The following is a 20,407-nucleotide window of genomic DNA, read 5'->3' as shown; positions in this document are numbered from 1 at the left end:
GGTGATCAGGGCGCACTGGACCATCGAGAACCAGCAGCATTGGTTGCTCGACGTCGCCTTCGGGGAAGATCGCATCCACACTCGATCCGACCACTGCGCCGAAAACCTTGCCCTGCTACGCCGGCTCGCCCTCAACCTGCTCCAGCACGATCCTGCCAAACTCTCCATCCGCGCCAAAATCAAACGCGCTGGCTGGAGCAATGGATACCTCTCATCGCTTCTCGCTCAAATGCGATAGCCCTGCCCAGCGGGAGAGGTAGGGGCCCAAAGCGAAGCTTGGGAGGGTCAGGGTGATGCGCGCCGCCATCCGCAACGCACCCCTTACCCCTCGCCCACTCCCGCTGGGAGAGGCGATAAGAGAGAGTCCCTCTAGCGAACCAACCCCACCTCGCTGAACGGCTTCGGCTCCATCGGCGGGATGGTCGCGGCGTTCAGCTCGCGCTGCCAGAAACCGACATCGATCCAGCGGCCCTGCTTGTAGCCTACCTCACGCAGCACGCCGGTGCGGCGAAAGCCGACCGATTCGTGCAGGCGGATCGAATGATCGTTGGGCAAAGCGATCGCGCCGATCGCATGGGTGAAACCCTGGGTGCGCAGGGTCGCGACCAGCGCCTCATAGAGCTGGCGGCCATTGCCCTGCCCCTGCGTGCCGCTGGCGAGATAGACCGAGGTCTCAACGATATATTTATACGCCGGCCGGTCGCGAAACTTGGTCGCATAGGCATAGCCGAGCACGCCGCCTTCCTCGTCGCCATTGGTCACGACAAGCCAGGGGTAGAGCCCTTCCGACGCGTGCATGCGCGTGCGCATCGCCCGGGCGTCTGGCGGTTCGAGCTCGAACGAGACTGTTCCGGTTTCGACATAGGGCGCGTAGATTCCGGCAATTGCGGCTGCGTCGTCGGGTCGGGCGGCGCGGATTGCGATCATTGAGTCACCTTTGCGAGTACAAAATCCATCAGTTTGATATCGGCGGCCGAGGCGCTTGCGGTGCCGAAGCTGCCGCCAAGGCCGTCGCATTCGAGGCAGCGCGCCTGGATCGCGGCGCCGGTGCCGATGCGCTTCACATCGCCCAGCGCACGGGCGAAGATCGCGCGGCGCTCAGCGGCGATGCGCGTGAAGGCGTCGGTGCCCTCGCCGTTCGCGCTGTCGTCATCATCGCCGGGGCCCATGAATTTCTGGACGAACTGGCCGAACCAGGCAGGCTTCTTCTCGAGATATTCGGCATGGACATTTTCGGGCTTCAGGCCGGCGCGCTTCGCTGCCTCGGCGATCGCGTCGTTCAGCCCGCCGAAGCGATCGACCAGGCCGATCTGCCGCGCCGTGCCGCCATCCCACACCCGCCCCTGCGCAATCTCGTCGACCCGCTGCGGGCTGAGCTTGCGCGCCTCCGACACGCGGGTGATGAACTGGCGATAGCCATTCTCGATGCCTGCCTGGAAGATCGTGTCGGTTTCCGCGGTGAAGCCGCCGACCACGTCGGGCTGGCCGGAAAGCGGCGTGGTCTTCACCCCGTCCGCGGTCACGCCGATCTTCTTCAGCGTGTTCTCGAAGGACGGGATGATGCCGAAGATGCCGATCGATCCAGTGATGGTATTGGGCTGCGCGAAGATCACGTCGCCAGCAGTCGACACCCAATAGCCGCCCGATGCGGCGAGGCTGCCCATCGACACGACGATCGGCAGCTTCTGCGCCTTCGCCTCCATGATCGCACGGCGCATGTCCTCCGACGCGAGCGCCGAGCCACCCGGTGAATCGACCCGCACCACCAGCGCCTTCAGGTTCTTCTTCGCGAGCCCGTCGAGCAGCGCCTTGTTGACGGTATCGGCCCCCACGCTGCCGGTGCGCGACCGGCCGTCGACAATGTCGCCGGCGATGGTCAGCACGCCGATCGCATCGCCATTGGTCGGCAGCGGATTGGCCTCGACATAAGCGTCATAGCGGATCGTGTTGAAGCTACCCGCCGGCTTGCTGCCGTCATGGCCGGCGATCTCCGCCACGCGCTTGCCGAAATCGAAGCGGGTGCCGAGCTTGTCGACCAGCCCGGACTGGAGGTTGGCCTTAGCGATATCGCCCTGGGCGGCGGTGATGACCTCGCCCGGCTTGCTCAGGAAATCGGCGAACTTCGCCTTGGGCCGCGCCTTGGCGATCGATTCCTGCCACTGGGAGAACAGCACGCCGTAGAGCTTCAGATTCTCTTCCTTCGCCTCGGGCGAGGCGTCGGCGCGGGTATAGGGCTCGACATAGGATTTATACTTGCCGACACGGTAGACGTGCGCAGTGACGCCGAGCTTGTCGATCAGGCCCTTGTAATAGAGCTGCGATCCGCCCGGCCCCATGAACAAGGTGCCGCCCATCGGGCTCATCCAGATCTCGCTGGCATTGGCGGCGAGGCGATAGGCTGAATCGGTATAGGCGGTCGCGTAGGCGAGGACCGGCTTGCCGCCATCGCGGGTGCGGCGCAGGGCGTTGCCGACCTCCTCGATCGCAGCGGGATAGCCGCCGCCGAACGAATCGAGGTCGAGCACGATCGCCTTCACCCGGTCGTCGGTCTTCGCCTTGTCGATTGCGCGGACCAGGTCGCGCAGGCGATATTCATGCACCGGGGCCGAACCGCCAAGGGCGGCGAAGGCATCGGCCTCGGCCGGCTGCTCGACGATCTGCCCGTCGAGCCGGAGCAGCAGCGCGCCATCCCGGATCGTCGCCGGTCCGGGCTTCGCGGAAAGCGCGCCGAACAGCAGGCCGAAGAAGATGAGCATGGCGACGAGGACGAGCGCGTCCTTGATGCCGACCAGGATCTTCCAGGCGCCCCGAACCAGTTTCACGTAAGCCTACCCCTGCAAATATGCGGTTGGCCATAACCGCTAGAGCAAGCGGGAACGGGAGTAAACGCCCGGACCGTACCGGCAAAACGCTCGTCTTAGTCATTCTTCTCTCAAGAAAACGCCCCTTCACAGCGTCAGCGATAGGCCACGGAAAACCGAGGCGCGACGCCGACACGCAGCGATGGCCGGTGGCATTTTTCAGGCAGCGGCCCGTTGACGCGGCGCATTGGCAGGCACATATGCAGGTCGCTGGCACTCACCTCTGGCGAGTGCTAACAACAATTTATCAACCCAGTAAAAAGGGACAAGCGCATATGACTTTTCGTCCGTTGCACGACCGCGTCCTCGTCCGCCGCGTAGAGGCTGAAGAGAAGACCGCGGGCGGGATCATCATCCCCGAGACCGCCAAGGAAAAGCCGCAGGAAGGCGAAGTCGTCTCCGTCGGCACCGGCGTTCGCGCCGAGGATGGCACGATCACGCCGCTGGACGTCAAGGCCGGCGACAAGATCCTGTTCGGCAAGTGGTCGGGCACCGAGGTCAAGATCGACGGTGAAGACCTGCTGATCATGAAGGAATCCGACATTCTGGGTATTGTTGGCTGACGCCAACGGGCTTGGGATCGTCTTCCGACGACCGAGCCGTTCCTGAATTTCCTCAACTTCCAATCTGAAAGGGTAGCCTCACATGGCAGCCAAGGACGTAAAATTTTCGCGTGACGCGCGTGAGCGCATTCTCCGCGGCGTCGACATCCTCGCCGATGCGGTGAAGGTCACGCTCGGCCCGAAGGGCCGCAACGTCGTCATCGACAAGTCGTTCGGCGCTCCGCGCATCACCAAGGACGGCGTCACCGTCGCCAAGGAGATCGAGCTGAAGGACAAGTTCGAGAACATGGGCGCACAGATGCTGCGCGAAGTGGCCTCGAAGACCAACGACATCGCCGGTGACGGCACCACCACCGCGACCGTCCTCGCCCAGGCGATCGTTCGCGAGGGCATGAAGTCGGTTGCGGCCGGCATGAACCCGATGGACCTGAAGCGCGGCATCGACCTCGCGGTCATCGAAGTCGTCAAGGACCTCAAGGCTCGTTCCAAGCCGGTCGCCGGCACCAAGGAAATCGCCCAGGTCGGCATCATCTCGGCTAACGGCGACACCGTCGTCGGCGAGAAGATCGCCGAGGCGATGGAGAAGGTCGGCAAGGAAGGCGTGATCACCGTCGAGGAAGCGAAGGGTCTCGAATTCGAGCTCGACGTCGTCGAGGGCATGCAGTTCGACCGCGGCTATCTGTCGCCTTACTTCATCACCAACCCGGAGAAGATGTCGGTCGAGCTGAACGATCCTTACATCCTGATCCACGAGAAGAAGCTGTCGAACCTGCAGGCAATGCTCCCGATCCTGGAAGCAGTCGTTCAGTCGGGCCGTCCGCTCCTGATCATCGCCGAGGACATCGAGGGTGAGGCTCTGGCCACGCTCGTCGTGAACAAGCTCCGCGGCGGCCTGAAGGTCGCAGCCGTCAAGGCGCCTGGCTTCGGCGATCGTCGCAAGGCGATGCTCGAGGACATCGCGATCCTGACCAAGGGCGAGATGATCTCGGAAGACCTGGGCATCAAGCTCGAGTCCGTCACGATCGGCATGCTCGGCACCGCCAAGCGCGTCACGATCGACAAGGACAACACCACCATCGTCGATGGTGCTGGTGACCATGACGCGATCAAGGGCCGCACCGACGCGATCCGCCAGCAGATCGAGATCACCACCAGCGACTATGACAAGGAGAAGCTCCAGGAGCGTCTTGCCAAGCTCGCCGGCGGCGTTGCCGTGATCAAGGTCGGCGGTTCGACCGAAGTGGAAGTCAAGGAGCGCAAGGATCGCGTCGACGACGCTCTCCACGCAACCCGCGCAGCAGTCGAAGAGGGCATCGTCCCCGGCGGCGGCACGGCACTGCTCTATGCCACCAAGGCTCTCGAAGGCCTGAAGGGCGCGAACGACGACCAGACCCGCGGTATCGATATTGTGCGTCGCGCACTCTACGCACCGGTTCGCCAGATCGCGGCGAATGCGGGCCATGACGGCGCGGTGATCTCGGGCAAGCTGCTCGAGGGCAACGACCCGACCCAGGGCTTCAATGCGCAGACCGACAAGTACGAGAACCTCGTCGAGAGCGGCGTGATCGACCCGACCAAGGTCGTCCGCACCGCCCTTCAGGACGCGGCATCGGTCTCGGGCCTGCTGATCACCACGGAAGCGGCGATCAGCGAGCTGCCGGAAGACAAGCCCGCCATGCCCATGGGCGGCGGCGGCATGGGCGGCATGGGCGGTATGGACTTCTGATCCGAAGGGCGGCCTGCGCCATGCTGGCGCAGGACTCGCCCGAGGACGGACGGCGGGTCGGCGGCAAGCCGCCGAACCCGACCGGCGAAAGCGCGGGCTTTGCCCGCGCCAGAATTCCAGGACTGCCCAGCCAACCGGCTGGAAACAGGAAAGGGGCCGGGAGAGCGATCTCCCGGCCCTTTTTTTGTTCCTCCCCGGCACGGGGAGGGGGACCATTCGCCTCTTCCGGCGAATGGTGGAGGGGCTTGGACGCGAGGCAGATGTTCCGCGCGCCAAGCCCCTCCACCACGCGCTGAAGAAGCGCGCGGTCCCCCTCCCCGTTCCGGGGAGGAATGAGAAGGAGGGAATGGATTTTCCCCATCCGCTCGGCCATGATCCTCCCCAATGCGCCGCCTGCTCACCTGGATCCTGCCCTGGCTTGCCCTGAGCGTGGTGGTGTTCTTCGCCTGGCAGAATCCATCGGTGCTCAACCCGACGCGCATCGCCTGGCTGCTCGACGGCAACGACCATGGCCAGGCGGCGATCGGGATGGCGGCCTATCTGCGCGCCCCGCCGCCCTGGCCGTCGCTCCATTCGACGATGCTGATGGCGCCCGACGGCATTCCGCTGTCGCTGACCGACGGCAATCCGGCGCTCGGCCTGTTGCTGCGCCCGTTCGCCTCGGTGCTGCCGGTGGGCATCCAGTATATCGGGCTCTGGCTGTTCCTCTGCATCCTGCTGCACACCGCGATCGCCGCGGCGCTGGTGCGCCGGTTCCTGCCCGGCCCGGTGGCGACCTGGATCGGTGCTGCCCTGCTGACGCTGATGCCGGTGCTCCTCGCCCGGTTCGGCCATGTCAATCTCTGCGCCCAGTGGCTGATCCTGTGGGCGCTGTGGATCTATGTCGATGCGGCGCGGTCGGCCCGGCCCGGCTGGTGGGTGGCGGTCATCACCGCCTCGATCCTGATCCACCCCTATATTCTGGTGATGGTCGCCGCGATCTGGGCCAGCGCGATGCTGCGCCAGTTCCTGCTGGCGCCGGACGTCAAGGCCCGTGCCGCGATGATCGGCGATGTCGCCATTGTCGTCGCGCCGCTGCTGATCGTCCCGATCCTGCTCGGCACCGTCAGCGAGCCGACCATGGCGGTGGGCGGTTATGGCGGTTTCTCGATGGCGATCGACGCGCTGTGGAATCCGAACAGCCGTGCGTATTCGACATTTCTGCCGGTCAAGGCGCTCGATCCGGGTCAGGCGCTGGAGGGCATGAACTATCCCGGCCTTGGCCTGCTCCTGCTCATCATCGTCGCGTTGTTCCAAGGCGTTCGCCGCTGGGGCGAGACCCGGGACGACATGCTGTTTCGCCGGCTCGCCTGGCTGCTGCCGGCCTTTGCCGTACTGACGATCGTCGCCATAGCGCCGCATCTCATCTGGCGCGGCGCAGTGATCGCCAGCCTGCCGATGCCCGACTGGATCGGGAAAGCACTGGACCCGATCCGCGCCTCGGGCCGGATGTTCTGGCCAGTGCTCTATACTCTTGCCTTTGCGGCGATCGTAACGGCCGGCCGGATGCGCTTCGGCACCTGGATATTGGCGGGCGCGCTGCTGGTCCAGACGATCGACATGCTGCCGATGCTCGCTTCGGCACGGGAGAGCGGCGGCTGGGCCGAACTGACCAGCCCCTACCACCGCACGCTCGATCCGCGCTGGGACAAGGTCATCGCCGACGCCGACATGATTCAGTTCGAGCCGCCGGAGATGTACCGCGATCTGGCGCTGATGGAGGAGGTCACCTGGCGCGCGATCGTCGCGGGCAAGCCGGTGCGCTTCTTCTATGCCTCGCGTGAGACGGTCGCGGTGCGGCAGCGGCTGAGGCGGGACAGCGCAGCCTTCGTCACGGGCCAGACCGACCCGCGCCGGCTCTATGTCCTGCTCGACGGCGAGGCGCCCGCGACACTGGCCGGCCGGGTAGTGAAGCTCGACGGCGTGTCGATCATTCCCGCCGAACGTTCCGGCCCGCGTTAACCCTATCCTCGCGCGGATGGGGCACAAGCGCGTCATGGCCGCTCCCGCCCTCCGCTTCCTCGCGCTTGCAGCGATCGTGGCCGGTGCGTTCCTCGCCTGGATGAATCCCGCCATCCTAGACGTGACCAATGTCGGCTGGGTGCTGAGGGGACAGGACTGGGGGCCGACCGCACTCGGGCTGGCCGCCTATCTTCAATCGGGCAACTGGCCGGGCACGGCGACGCCGCTGATCCTTGCGCCCGACGGCGTGCATCTGCTGATGATGGACGGCAACCCGCTGCTCGGGCTGCTGCTCAAGCCCTTCGCCTTCCTCCTCCCCGCCGGAGCCCAGTTCATCGGCTGGTGGCTGCTCGTCTGCCTGGCACTGCATGTGCGTTTCGCCTCGCTACTGGTCCGGCCGCACGCGCCCGATTTCGCGAGCGCCTGGATGGGCACCGCGCTGCTCACCCTGCTGCCGACGCTCTACAACCGCTACGGCCACGCCAATCTCTGCGCCCACTGGCTGATCCTGTGGGCGCTGTGGATCTTCGTCGATCGCGACCGCTCGCGGCGATGGAGGCATTGGCTCGCGGTGATCGGCGTGGCCGGGCTGGTTCACAGCTACCTGCTGCTGATGGTCGGCGCGATCTGGGCGAGCGCGATGCTGCGCGAGCTGGTGACCGGCGCCGCGCCCGATCGGCGGCGCGCCATCGCGATGACCGGCGCGGTCGGGGCGATAGCGATCGGACTGGCGCTGCTCCACGGCCTGCTCGACCCGCCCATCTCCACCGGCACCTATGCCGGTTTCCCGATGGCGCTCGATGCGCTGATCAACCCGGCCAATCCCGGCTACAGCCTGTTCCTCCCGTCGACGCGCAACAGCGCGCTCGGCTATGAGGGGTTCCAGTATCTCGGTGCCGGGCTGATCCTGCTGCTCGTCGTCGCGATCGCCGCGACGATCCGTACGGGCCTATCCTCCGCGACCGCGAATCTGCGTTGGCTCCTGCCCGCCTTCGTCGTGCTGACGCTGCTTGCGATCAGCAATGTACTGATCTTCCAGGGCCAGCGGATCCTGTTCGTCCCCCTCCCGCAAGCCATGGTCGATGCGCTCGATCTCGTCCGCGGGTCCGGGCGGCTGTTCTGGCCAGTCGCCTATACGCTGGTCTATGCCGCCGTCCTCGCCGTGTACCGGCTGGAGCGTCGCACCCTGGTGCTCAGCGCCGCGCTGGTGATCCAGGTCGCCGACATGGCACCGATGTTCGCCGCGATCAGGCAGCAGACCGCCCTGGCGAGCGAACCCGGCATCTATCGCGCGACTCTCGACCCGCGTTGGCAGGCGCTGGTCGCGAGCGCGTCGGCGATCGAGCTTCAGCCGCCCGATCCGCACCGGGACCTGCGGCTGACCGAAGAGATAGGCTGGCGCGCGATGCTTGCCTGCCGTCCGATGCGCCACATGTATGTCGCGCGCACCCCGCGCTCGGTGCAGGCGCGGATCGACGCGGATCGCAACGCCTTCCTCGCCGGCCGGATCGATCCGACGCGGCTCTACATCCTATATCGGGGGGAGAAGGTACCGGCCGCCCTCGCATCGCGGGTGCGCAGGCTCGACGGCGTGGCCTTCATCCCGCCCGAACGGCCTGCCCCGCCGCCGACCCTGTGCCGCTGAGCCAGTGTCGGTGACCGGCTTGGGGCGCGGCGTTCGCAGCACAAGTGCGTTAGTTTATTGACACACACTCTTCCCAATGCAGCCGAACCGCGACAAAATGGTTGCAATCGAAACCTTTGGGGGAAGCCCTTTCATGACCGATCTTTCGCGCCGCGAGGCCCTAGCCGCCGCCGCCTTGACCACGCTTGCCGCTGCCATGCCCGCCTGGGCGCAGGACAAGGCCGCAGCGGGCGAAACCGCCGCCTGGGACCTGAGCGAGCTCTACCCCAACGACGCGGCATGGGACACGGCGCGCAAGGACGTGCTGGCAAAAATCCCCGGCCTGCTCAAGTTCAAGGGCACGCTCGGCACCAGCGCCGACGCGCTCGCTGCCGCGCTCACCGCTCAGTCCGATCTCGGCCGCGTCGCCAGCCGGGTCTATACCTATATCAGCCTCAAGGCCGACGAAGACCTTCGCGTCGCCACCGCGCAGGAGAAGCAGGCTCAGGCGAACGACATGTTCACCGCATTCGGCGAGGCGACGTCCTGGATCGCGCCCGAACTGCTCGCAGTCGGCAAGGCGAAGATCGACGGCTTCGTCGCCGCCAACAAGGTGCTCAAGACGCGGTTCGACTTCTACCTCGCCGATATCCTGCGCCAGGAAGAACATACCCTCTCGCCGGAAGGCGAGAATCTCCTCGCCGGTACCTCCTCGCCCTTTTCGGGATCGCGCGACATCCGCGAGCAGCTCGTCGCCTCGGACATTCCCTGGCCGACCGTCACCCTGTCCACCGGCAAGCAGGTGCGGCTCGACGACCAGGCCTATACGCTCAACCGCGATGCGCCCAATCGCGCCGACCGCAAGCTGGTGTTCGATACCTTCTGGGCCGAATATGGCAAGTTCAAGAGCTCGCTCGGCGCCGCCTATCTCAGCCATGTGAAGGCCGACATCTTTCGCAAGAAGGCGCGCAAATATCCGACCTCGCTGGCGATGTACCTGTCGGGCTCGAACGTGCCCGAGGCCGTGTACCGCTCGCTCGTCGCCGAGACCAACAACGGCCTGCCCCAGCTGCACCGCTATTTCGAGCTGCGCCGCCGGATGCTGAAGCTGCCGGACATGGCCTATTACGACATCTATCCGCCGCTGGTTCAGCTCGACAAGAAGGTGACCCTGGCGGAGATGCGCACCACCACGATCGAGGCGGTGAAGCCGCTCGGTCCGGAATATGGCGCGCTGTTCGCCCAGGCGACGGCGGCAAAGTGGATGGATCCTCTGCCTCGCCCGGGCAAGAAGTCCGGCGCCTATATGAACCCCGGCGCGGCCTATGACCTGCACCCCTATCTGCTGCTCAATCTCGGCGAGAATTACGACGGGATGACCACCTATGCCCATGAATGGGGTCATGCGATGCACTCGCTGCTCGCCAACAAGAACCAGGTCTATGACAAGTCGGATTATCCGATCTTCCTCGCCGAGATCGCCTCGACCTGCAATGAGCAGCTTCTTGCCGCCTATATGGTCAAGCAGGCCAAGACGAAGCAGGAGAAGCTATTTTATCTCGGCCAGCAGCTCGAGGCGATGCGCGGCACCTTCTACCGCCAGGCGATGTTCGCCGAGTTCGAACTCGCGGTGCACGACCAGGCCGAGGCGGGCGAAGGCCTGTCGGGCGAGAAGTTCACTGCCATCTATCTCGACCTGCTGAAGCGCTATCACGGCCCGAAGGTCGCGATCGACCCGGTCTATGCCGCGGAATGGGCATATATCCCGCACTTCTACACCAGCTTCTACGTCTATCAGTATGCGACCTGCATCTCGGCCGCGTCCTATTTCGCCCGGTCGATCCTGAAGGGCGGCGCGAAGGAGCGCGACAATTACCTCAGCGTGCTGAAGGCAGGCGGATCCGATTACCCGGTCGACATCCTGAAGCGCGCCGGCCTCGATATGGCGAGCCCCGCGCCGTACCAGGCGGTCGTCGCGACCTTCAAGGATACCCTCGACCAGGCCGAGGCGCTGATGGGGTAAAGCCCCAAACTCCATCGTATTTCTTCCCCGGCGGAGGCCGGGGCCCAGTCGGGGGACTCCTGAAATGGGCGATTCGCCCGTTACCCTCTGCCTCCCAACTGGACCCCGGCCTTCGCCGGGGAAGGTTTACGTTGGGAGAATCTGGTCGCCGGAACAAGTCCGGCATGACGGATGTAGTGTGGGCGTAGCCCCTAAGCCGGCCGATACCGCATGGCGACGTCGCACCGTTCATAACGCGCGCCGAAATCGCGCATGATCTCGTCGTCATGCACGAAGCCGAGCTTCTCATAGAGGTGGATCGCCGCCTCGCTCTTCCGGTTGCTGAGCAGGTAAAGCGTCTCAGCTCCCATATCCCCGGCACGCGCGATCACCGCACGCAGCAGAAACTCTCCCGCCTTGCGCCCGCGAGCCGAGGCGAGCACCCCCATCTTGGTCAGCTCGAACCGTCCGGGTCCGGTCCTCTGCAGCGCACAGGTGCCGACGACGCCGAGCCCGTCCGCCTCGACGAACAATATGTCCCCGCCCGGATCGACGATGCGCGCGCGGGGATTCTCCAGTACGTCGCGGTCGGTCTGCTCCAGCTGGTACATCGCCCCGATCCACTCCGCGTTGATGTCGTGGAAATGGCGTGCCAGCGAATCGTCGTACCGCAGGATCGTCAGGCCTAGATCGGCGGCTCGCCGGTCCAGCGGCTTTTCATCGAGCGCACGCTCGATCGCCGAGATCTGGCCGAGCAATGGGCCGGTCAGCGGCTCGCACATCGCGGCGACGGCCATGTCGATCCGCGGCCACACCTCCCGCTTCGACACCTCCATCGCTGCCTTGCCCGCCTCGCTCAGCGACAGCGATTTCTGCCGCTGGTCCCGCCCTTCCCGCGCCGTCTCGACCAGGCCGAGTTCGACCAGCTTCGCGATATTGCGCGTGACCCCCGGCTGGCTGATGCCAAGCGTCTCCGCGATCTGGCCCACCGTCATGCTGCCTTCGCGCTCGATCGCGGCAAGCAGCGGATATTGGCTCGGCTGGATCGGCAGGCCCGCGCCCGCCGCCACTTTCAGCACGTCTGCCTGCATCCGCTCCGCCAGCCGCTTCAGCCTTGTTCCCAGGAAAAGATGCCCGAGTTCAGCAACGATATCGCCCGCCATGCCCCGCTCCATCAGTTACATAACGAGTTATATAACATGATATGCGATTCGCAAGCGGTGACTTTTGTCACACGACCACCCTGAGCTGCAAAAACAACCCATTGATATATCAGATCAATATTTCGATGATGGCGACGAAAACCGCCCATGGGCATGACAAAAGTCTCCAACAGCCGACACGGCCGTTGGCTAGCCCTTCATCGCCTCGATCAGCTTCTTCACTTCCTGGCTGCGCCCGCGCGGCAGGATCAGCACGTCGTTGCCGCTCGCGACGACGATCAGATCCTCCACCCCAACCAGGGCGACGCGCACCCCGTCGGTGCGCACCAGGCAATTGGCGGTGTCGATCGCGATGACCTCGCCATGATGGACGTTGCCGGCATCGTCACCCTGGCTGATCTCGTGCAGCGCATCCCAACTGCCCACATCGCTCCAGCCCATGCTGACCGGCACCACTGCGACCCGCTCGGCCTTCTCCATCACCGCATAGTCGATCGAATCGGCCGGCGACGCGGCAAAGGCGTCGGCGTCGGGATAGATTCGGCGTCCTTCGGTCCGCGCCTCCGCCATCGAGCGCTGGCAGGCATGCAACATCTCCGGCGCATAGGCGGCGAGCGCAGCGAGATAGATGTCCGCGCGGAACAGGAAGATGCCGCCGTTCCAGGCATGGTCGCCCGCGGCCAGCATCGCCTCGGCCTTGTCGCGCGGTGGTTTCTCGACGAATTTCGCGACGCGGTGGACGCCGCCCGAAATCTCCTCGCCGACCTGGATCCAGCCATAGCCGGTTTCCGGCGCCTGCGGATCGATGCCGAACGTGACCAGCCATCCTTCGGCCACCAGCGGCATCGCTGCATGGATCGCCGCGTGGAAGGCAGGCACGTCGGTGATGACATGGTCCGACGGCATCACCAGCAGCGGATCGGACCCACCGCCGGCCGCCAGCGCGGCCAGCGCGATCGCCGGCGCGGTGTTGCGTCCCATCGGTTCCAAGATCAGCGACTGGGCCGTCGCCTCGACTGCGCCGAGCTGTTCCTCGACCATGTCGGCGTGCCGGGCATTGGCCACCACGATCGGCGCCGCGAACCGTTCTCCGCATGCCCGCCGCGCCGTCAGCTGGAGCATCGTATCTTCCGCCGTCAGCGCCAGCATCTGCTTCGGCCGCTCCGGCTTCGACATCGGCCACAGGCGCGTACCCGATCCGCCCGACAGGATGACAGGGACGATCGGCTTGGAAAGCGGCATTCTTGGTTCTCCTGCGATGAACCGCCTCTAGACCGGGAGGCGTTCCATGGAAACTGCCCTGGATCAAGGATGATCCCTGTCCGCCCATAAAAGCGGCATGTTTCAGGATGGAGGCGCCGAATCCGGGACGTTCAATCTTTGTTTGTCAATTTCTGCGACAGCCCATGCTGCGTGTCGGATTTGTTTACACGCGGGTACCAGAGGCTGGAACGACGATGATCAGGCTGTTCAAGCACTATATTCCGAATGCCGTGCTCCTGCTCGGCCTGTTCGACCTCGTGTTGCTGGTCGTCGCCGGGGAGCTCGGCTACTCGCTGCGCATCCATCAGATCGGCAGCCTGATCGATCCGATCCAGAACCGTATTCCCCAGCTGATCACCTTCGCAGCCTCGATCGAACTCGCGATGATCGCGGTCGGCGTTTACGGTGCGGGGGCTCTCCAGTCGCTGCGCTTCGCTGCGGCCCGGCTGATCGTCGCCATCTCGCTCGGCGTGATCTTCCTCAGCGTCCTCTTCTTTCTCGTGCCCGCGATCACCTTCTGGCGATCCAACCTGCTCTATTCGATGGGCATCGCGATCGGCCTGCTGATCGCGCTCCGCATCCTGCTCGGCAAGACGCTGGGCGGCCAGGTGTTCAAGCGGCGCATCGTCGTGCTCGGCGCCGGCGCCCGCGCCGCGCGGCTGAAGGCGCTCGCGACCACCCCGGGGGCCGGTTTCGTCGTGGTCGGCTATGTCTCGATGAGCGAGCCTGCCCGCGTCATTCCCGAGGCGATCGCCCGCGACGCCATCTATAATCTCGCCGACCATGTCGTGCTGCTCAACGCAAGCGAAGTGGTTCTCGCGCTGGAGGAGCGCCGCAACGCGCTGCCGCTCAAGGACCTGCTGCGCATCAAGACCACCGGCGTGCATGTCAACGAGATCTCGACCTTCCTCGAACGCGAGACGGGTCGTGTCGACCTGCAGAGCGTCAATCCGAGCTGGCTGATCTTCTCCGACGGTTTCTCGTCGGGCCGGATGCTGTCGAGCCTGTTCAAGCGGCTGTTCGACATCACCGCCAGCCTTGCTTTGCTGATCCTGACGCTGCCGCTGATCCTGATCACCGCACTCGCCATCAAGCTGGAGAGCAAGGGGCCCGCCTTTTACCGCCAGCGTCGCGTCGGCCTGTTCAACGTGGGGTTCGACGTCATCAAGCTCCGCTCGATGCGGCAGGACGCGGAGATCGACGGCAAGGCTGTCTGGGCCGAGAAGGACGATCCCCGAATCACCCGGATCGGCCGGATCATCCGCAAGCTGCGCATCGACGAGTTGCCGCAGACCTGGTCGGTGTTGAAGGGCGAGATGAGCTTTGTCGGCCCGCGTCCCGAACGGCCCCAGTTCGTCGAGGACCTCGAACAGCAGCTCAATTTCTACGCCGAGCGCCATATGGTGAAGCCGGGCATCACCGGCTGGGCACAGATCAACTATCCCTATGGCGCCTCGATCGACGACGCCCGGCAGAAGCTGGAATACGACCTCTATTACGCGAAGAACTACTCGCCCTTCCTCGACGTGCTGATCCTGCTGCAGACGATCCGGGTCGTATTGTGGCCGGAGGGGGCTCGCTGATCCCGTGCCGATAACGGCCGTCCTGTGGAGCCATGCGCTCGCCGCCCTGCTCTTTGCGGGGGTGGCGATGACACGCCTGCGCGACGCCGGCAGCGCCCTGCCCCGCCTGACCTTCGTCGTCGCACTCGGGGTTACGGCGCTCTGGGCGCTGGCCGTGGCGGGCATCGGGCCGTTCGAGCTGGTGACCCGGATCGCCGAGAGCGCGCGCAACATCGCATGGCTCGGCTTCATGTTCGCCCTCGTCCGCCGTGACGGCGGCGGGCCCGAGGCGCGTGCCGTCACGGTCATCTACGGCGTCGTGGCGCTGGTGGTGCTGGTCGGCGCCGGCCTCGCCATCGCCGACGAGGCGATCGGTCCGGGCGCCGTCCCCGAACTCGGTACAGTCCGTGTCCTGCTGCGCACCATGGTAGCAATCAGCGCGCTGGTGCTGGTCAATCATCTCTATTCGGCCGTCGCACCACGAACGCGGGGCAGCATCTCGCTCGCCGTGCTTGCCCTTGCGGCGATGTGGAGCATCGACCTGCTGCTCTACGCCACGACCTATCTGATCGGCCATGTGGAAAGCGGACTGATCGCCGGCCGCGGTATCGTGATGGCGCTCGCCGCGCCCGTCTTCGCGATCGCGGCGCAGCGTAATGGCGACTGGACGCTTCAGCTTTCGCGCACCGTCGCTTGGCAGACCCTCTCCCTCGCCGGGACCCTGGTCTACGCCCTGGTCATGCTCGCGGCGACGAGCGCGATCGCTGCGTTCGGCGGCGACAATGCGCGGGTGCTGCAGACTGCCTTCATCTTCGGATCGACCGCAGCGGTGCTCACCATCCTGTCCTCGCCCTGGGTCAGGGCCTGGGCCAAGGTGCAGGTCGCCAAGCATTTCTTCCGTCACCGCTATGACTACCGCGCCGAATGGACCCGGTTCACCGACACGCTGGGCAAGCCCGGCGAAGGCGCCGCGCCGCTCGAAGAGCGCATCGTCAAGGCGGTCGCGGACCTGACCGACTCCCCCGCCGGCCTGCTGCTGGTGCCCGAGGGCACCGGCCTGGGCATCGGGGCCGACTGGAACTGGCCGCGCGACGGCCTGCCCGCCACGGGCGGCGACGAAGCGCTGGTCACCTATCTCTCCACCACCGGCCGGATCGTCGAGCTCGATTCGGTACGCGGCGACACCGCCGATCCGGGCGAGCTGGTCAGCGTGCCGCTATGGATGACCGACAAGGCCAGCGCCTGGGCGCTGGTGCCGCTGGTCCATCTCGACCGGCTCCAGGGTGCGATCCTGCTCGCCCGCCCACCGGTCGACCGCGCGCTCGACTGGGAGGATTTCGACCTGCTGCGCGTCGCCGGCCGCCAGGTGGCCAGCTATCTCGCCGAGGCGCGGGCGCAGGAGGCGCTGTCCGATGCGCAGCGCTTCGACGAATTCAACCGCCGCTTCGCCTTCATCATGCACGACATCAAGAATCTGGTGAGCCAGCTGACCCTGACGGCGCGCAACGCCGAACGCCACGCCGACAACCCCGAGTTTCGCGCCGACATGATCGCGACCCTGCAGGATTCGGCCGGCCGCATGAACGACCTGCTCGCCCGCCTGTCGCAGCACCATTCGGGCCGCGCCGAGGAGTTGCGCGCCGTCGAGGTGGCGCCGCTGGTGGAACGGGTCGCCGCCCGCCGGCGCACGCAGCATCCGATCGCGACCATCTCGCGCGGCGAGGCGGTGGCGCTCGCCGATCCGGCACGGCTCGAACAACTGCTCGGCCATCTCGTCCAGAACGCGATCGAGGCGAGCATCCCGGCCGAGCCCGTCACGATCGCGGTGATGGCACAAGACACACGAGTGGAGATCGACGTGATCGACAAGGGCTGCGGCATGTCGCCTGCCTTCCTGCGCGAAAAACTGTTCAAGCCTTTCGTCTCGTCCAAGACCGGCGGCTTCGGCATCGGCGCGTTCGAAGCGCTCCAACTCGTCCAGGCGATGGGCGGCACGCTCGACGTATCCAGTCGCGAGAATGAGGGGTCGCGGTTCCGCGTCACCCTGCCCGCCGCGCGCGACGTCCTGATCGGGAAAGCGGCATGAGCGGCACCGCCACCCCCAAACCGAAACTGCTGATCGTCGAGGACGATCTCGGCCTGCAGCGCCAGCTCCGCTGGGCCTATGAGGATTATGAGGTGATCGTCGCGAGCGACCGCGCCTCCGCCCTCGATGCGATCCGCGCCGAGGAACCGGCGGTCGTCACGCTCGACCTCGGCCTGCCGCCGGACCCGGACGGAGTGACCGAAGGCTTTGCGACGCTCGAGGCGATCCTGGCGCTCAAGCCCGACACCAAGGTCATCGTCGCCTCGGGCCACGGCGCCCGCGAGAGCGCGCTGAAGGCGATCGGCGACGGCGCCTGGGATTTCTATGCCAAGCCGATCGACATCGACGCGCTGGGCCTGATCGTCGCGCGCGCCTTCCACGTCCATGCGCTTGAGGCGGAGAATCGCCGCCTGGCCGAGCGTCAGGTCGGCGAGACGGCGCTTGGCGGCATGATCACCGCCGCCCCCGAAATGCTCAAGGTCACCCGCACGATCGAGCGGGTCGCCGGCGCCGACGTGTCGGTGATGCTGCTGGGCGCGAGCGGCACCGGCAAGGAACTGCTCGCACGCGGGCTTCACGATACCAGCCGCCGCGCGAAGGGGGCGTTCGTCGCGATCAACTGCGCCGCGATCCCCGACACGCTGCTCGAAAGCGAGTTGTTCGGCCATGAAAAGGGCGCCTTCACCGGCGCGGTCAAGACGACCGAGGGCAAGATCGAGCAGGCCAATGGCGGCACGCTGTTCCTGGACGAGATCGGCGACGTGCCGCTGCCGCTCCAGGTCAAGCTGCTGCGTTTCCTGCAGGAACGCGTGATCGAACGGATCGGCGGGCGAAAGGCGATCCCGGTCGACACGCGAATCGTCTGCGCGACCCATCAGGACATCGACGCGATGGTCGCCGAAGGTCGATTCCGCGAAGATCTCTATTATCGCCTCGCCGAAATCGTCGTGCGTATCCCGTCGCTCGCCGAACGCACCGGCGATGCCGGCCTGCTCGCGCGGCATTTCCTGAAGAAATACGCCAAGACGATGAACAGCGGGGTCACCGGCCTCTCGCCCGACGCGCGATCGGCGATCGATGCCTGGGGCTGGCCGGGCAATGTCCGCGAGTTGGAGAACCGCATGAAGCGCGCGGTCATCATGGCCGAGGGCAAGCTCGTCACCGCGGCTGACCTCGATCTTGCCGAGCGTGCCGACGACATACCGCTCAACCTGCGCGCCGCGCGCGAAACCGCCGATCGCAAGGCGATCCGCCATGCCCTGACCCGGGCCGAGGGTAATATCTCGAACACCGCCAAGCTGCTCGGGGTGAGCCGCCCAACGCTGTACGACCTGCTGAAGAGCTATGACCTCCATGCTTGAACAATCGCGCAGCCGCTTCTCGATCAGCGTGGAACCGGTGGACGCACCGCCCACCATCCCCGGCCGCGCGAATGGCCGCCGCCGCCGTTCCGCGACGAAGGGTGGACGCGCGCGCCGCTGGGGCGTGGTCGTCGCCGCCTGCGCCGCCGCCTTGCTATGTGCGCTTGTCTTCGCCTTTGCCGTGACCCGGCCAGCCCGCGTCGATGCCGCCAGCTCCCGCGTCGAGCTCGGCGAAAGCCTTGGGCTGCTCAAGCTCGGCAATATCAGCGCGGCCCGTGCCCATGCCCAGGCGGCGATCAAGGCCGATCCCGACTGGGGCCTGGCCCATGCCGTGCTCGCCAGAATCTTCCTCGCCCTTGGCGACGGGGTCGCGGCCGAAGGCGAGCTTGGCCGCGCCCGCGCCGCCGGCTTCGACGCCGAGCGTGCGCATCAGCTTTATGCCCATGCCTGGCTGCTCCAGGGCGACGCCAAGCGCGCCCTGACCGAAGCGGCCCGGGCCAGATCGCCTTATGCCGGCTATGCCGCGCGCGTCGGTGCCCGCGCGCTCGCGCTTCAGGGCGACCTCCCCGGTGCGCAGCGCACGCTCGGCGCCGTGCTGGCCGCCGCGCCGAACGACAGTGCCGCCTGGTCCGATCTCGGCCGGGTGCGCTACACCAGCGGCGACATCGCGGGCGCGATCGATGCGGCGACCCGCGCAATCGCGCTCGACCGCAACAATATCGAGGCGCTGACCCTGCGCGGCGAGCTGGTACGCGGCCAGTACGGCCTCGTCGCGGCACTGCCCTGGTTCGAGCAGGCACTGAAGCGCGACGCCTATTTCCATCCCGCATTGATCGAATATGCCGGCACGCTCGGTGATGTCGGTCGCTATGGCGACATGCTGGAGGCGACGCGCAAGGCATTGGCGGCACGGCCGGACAGCCCTCAGGCCTATTATCTCCAGGCGGTGCTCGCCGCCCGCGCCGGCAATTTCGATCTCGCCCGCACCCTGATGGCGCGGATCGGCGGCAAGCTCGACGGCACGCCCGGCACGCTGCTGCTCGGCGGCACCCTGTCCTATCAGGCCGGCGCCTATGAACAGGCGATCGAGCAGTTCCGCCAGCTCGTCGGCCGCCAGCCCATGAACCTCACCGCCCGCCGCCTGCTCGGCGCGTCCCTGCTGCGGTCGGGCGATGCCACGGGTGCGCTCGACATATTGCGCCCCGCCGCGCTGCGCGGCGACGCCGACAGCTATACGCTCAGCCTCGTCGCCCGCGCCTTCGAGCGGACCGGCGAGCGCGACTGGTCGGGCAGGTTCCTCGACCGCGCCGCCTGGCCACCGCGCGAGGAATCAAGCCCGTTCGGCACCGACGACAGCCTGCCGATCCTCACCGCCGCGCGGAACGAGGACCCCGACGACCCCGTCGTCCGGGTCGGCTATCTGCGCGGCCTGATCGATTCGGGCGATGCGGCTGGGGCGCTCGTCCAGGCCCAGGCGCTCGCCCGCGATAATCCGGGCGCCCCCGCCGCCCACCTCGCGGTCGGCGACACGCTGATGGTGATGAAGCGCTACGGCGATGCCGCCGCCGCCTATGGCCGTGCCGCCGACATCCATTTCGACGAGCCGACCATGCTCCGCGCGGTCGATGCGCTCGACCGCGCGGGGCGCCGGCCGGAGGCGGCTAACGTGCTTGCGCTGTTCCTGTCGCAGAACCCGCAGAACGTCGCCGGCCAGCGCCTTGCCGCGCACTGGCAGATCGCCGGGGGCGAATGGGATTCGGCGATCGAGACGCTCGAAGGCCTGCGCCAGCGCGTCGGCAATCGCGACGCTGCCCTGCTTGCCGAGCTTGCCTATGCCTATCTCGGCGACGGGGACGACCAGACCGGCCTGTCCTACGCCAAGGCCGCCTATGCGCTCGCCCCGATGAACCCCGCGGCGACCGACGCCTATGGCTGGGCGCTCTATCAGTCGGGCAATGACGGCGCGGCGGTACAGCTGCTCGAAAAGGCGACGTCGATCGCGCCCGACCATGCCGTGCTGCGCTGGCATCTCGGACAGGCCTATGCCGATCTCGGCCGCAAGGCGGAGGCGGCAAAGCAAATCCAGGCGGCGCTGGCCGATCCGAGCTTCCAGGACCGGGATGCGGCGCAGGCGGTGCTGAAGACGCTCAACAGCTGATTCTGCCTTCCCCGGCCTTCGCCGGGGAAGGCTATTG

At 66.3% G+C, this 20,407-nt stretch carries 14 protein-coding genes; 10 read left to right on the top strand and 4 right to left on the bottom strand.

Annotated features, from left to right (window positions below):
* Positions 1-238: transposase (locus AC1DT7_RS20820; protein WP_478038093.1), on the top strand; the 238-nt coding region annotated here is incomplete at its 5' end.
* Between the two features lie 131 nt (positions 239-369).
* Here the strand turns inward: AC1DT7_RS20820 and AC1DT7_RS20815 are convergent.
* On the bottom strand, positions 370-927 hold the full coding sequence (locus tag AC1DT7_RS20815; RefSeq protein WP_478038092.1) for an N-acetyltransferase family protein: 558 nt from the start codon (positions 925-927) through the stop codon (positions 370-372).
* A complete protein-coding gene (gene sppA, locus AC1DT7_RS20810) occupies positions 924-2,822 on the bottom strand; it encodes a signal peptide peptidase SppA (RefSeq protein ID WP_478038091.1) in 1,899 nt (632 codons plus the stop codon). Before sppA ends, AC1DT7_RS20815 begins: the two co-directional genes overlap by 4 nt.
* A 314-nt stretch (positions 2,823-3,136) precedes the next feature.
* On the opposite strand from sppA, the gene groES reads away from it, so the two are divergent.
* The 5 genes from groES to pepF all read left to right on the top strand — a co-directional run bounded on the left by groES (position 3,137) and on the right by pepF (position 10,798).
* Positions 3,137-3,424, top strand: a complete 288-nt coding sequence (groES, locus tag AC1DT7_RS20805) for a co-chaperone GroES (protein WP_372849354.1) — start codon at positions 3,137-3,139, stop codon at positions 3,422-3,424.
* Positions 3,425-3,506: 82 nt separating this feature from the next.
* Positions 3,507-5,150: a chaperonin GroEL gene (gene groL, locus AC1DT7_RS20800; RefSeq protein ID WP_478038090.1), complete on the top strand. Its 1,644-nt coding sequence runs from the start codon at positions 3,507-3,509 to the stop codon at positions 5,148-5,150.
* 384 nt (positions 5,151-5,534) lie between these two features.
* A complete protein-coding gene (locus AC1DT7_RS20795; RefSeq protein WP_478038089.1) occupies positions 5,535-7,151 on the top strand; it encodes a DUF6311 domain-containing protein in 1,617 nt (538 codons plus the stop codon).
* A 34-nt stretch (positions 7,152-7,185) separates the two neighbouring features.
* Entirely contained in the window at positions 7,186-8,796 is a 1,611-nt protein-coding gene (locus tag AC1DT7_RS20790; RefSeq protein WP_478038088.1) for a DUF6311 domain-containing protein, read from the top strand.
* Between the two features lie 133 nt (positions 8,797-8,929).
* A complete protein-coding gene (gene pepF / locus AC1DT7_RS20785; protein WP_478038087.1) occupies positions 8,930-10,798 on the top strand; it encodes an oligoendopeptidase F in 1,869 nt (622 codons plus the stop codon).
* 191 nt (positions 10,799-10,989) lie between these two features.
* Here pepF and AC1DT7_RS20780 read toward each other — a convergent pair whose 3' ends face one another.
* Together AC1DT7_RS20780 and AC1DT7_RS20775 are read right to left on the bottom strand one after the other, a co-directional pair.
* Complete coding sequence (locus tag AC1DT7_RS20780) at positions 10,990-11,940, bottom strand: bifunctional helix-turn-helix transcriptional regulator/GNAT family N-acetyltransferase (RefSeq protein WP_478038086.1); 951 nt, start codon at positions 11,938-11,940, stop codon at positions 10,990-10,992.
* Between the two features lie 189 nt (positions 11,941-12,129).
* Positions 12,130-13,182, bottom strand: coding sequence for a mannose-1-phosphate guanylyltransferase/mannose-6-phosphate isomerase (locus AC1DT7_RS20775; RefSeq protein WP_478038085.1), 1,053 nt, complete (start codon positions 13,180-13,182; stop codon positions 12,130-12,132).
* A gap of 215 nt (positions 13,183-13,397) precedes the next feature.
* Here AC1DT7_RS20775 and AC1DT7_RS20770 point away from each other — a divergent pair, with 215 nt between their 5' ends.
* Genes AC1DT7_RS20770 through AC1DT7_RS20755 form a run of 4 tightly spaced genes read left to right on the top strand, consistent with a single transcriptional unit; the run spans position 13,398 to position 20,370 of the window.
* Positions 13,398-14,786 (top strand): TIGR03013 family XrtA/PEP-CTERM system glycosyltransferase, encoded by a 1,389-nt coding sequence (locus tag AC1DT7_RS20770; protein ID WP_478038084.1) that lies wholly within the window; start codon positions 13,398-13,400, stop codon positions 14,784-14,786.
* Positions 14,787-14,790: 4 nt separating this feature from the next.
* A complete protein-coding gene (gene prsK, locus AC1DT7_RS20765; RefSeq protein WP_478038083.1) occupies positions 14,791-16,851 on the top strand; it encodes an XrtA/PEP-CTERM system histidine kinase PrsK in 2,061 nt (686 codons plus the stop codon).
* Positions 16,848-18,212, top strand: coding sequence for a PEP-CTERM-box response regulator transcription factor (prsR, locus tag AC1DT7_RS20760; protein WP_478038082.1), 1,365 nt, complete (start codon positions 16,848-16,850; stop codon positions 18,210-18,212). The genes prsK and prsR overlap by 4 nt, the downstream gene beginning before the upstream one ends.
* Positions 18,205-20,370 carry a tetratricopeptide repeat protein gene (locus AC1DT7_RS20755; RefSeq protein WP_478038081.1) on the top strand — a complete coding sequence of 722 codons (2,166 nt, stop codon included), beginning with the start codon at positions 18,205-18,207 and terminating at the stop codon, positions 20,368-20,370. Before prsR ends, AC1DT7_RS20755 begins: the two co-directional genes overlap by 8 nt.
* The last annotated feature ends 37 nt before the right edge of the window (positions 20,371-20,407 follow it).

This window comes from Sphingomonas sp. P3_C6, from assembly GCF_056402595.1.
The sequence above is the reverse complement of the archived record's forward strand: the minus strand, read 5'-3'. Positions and strand labels throughout refer to the sequence as shown.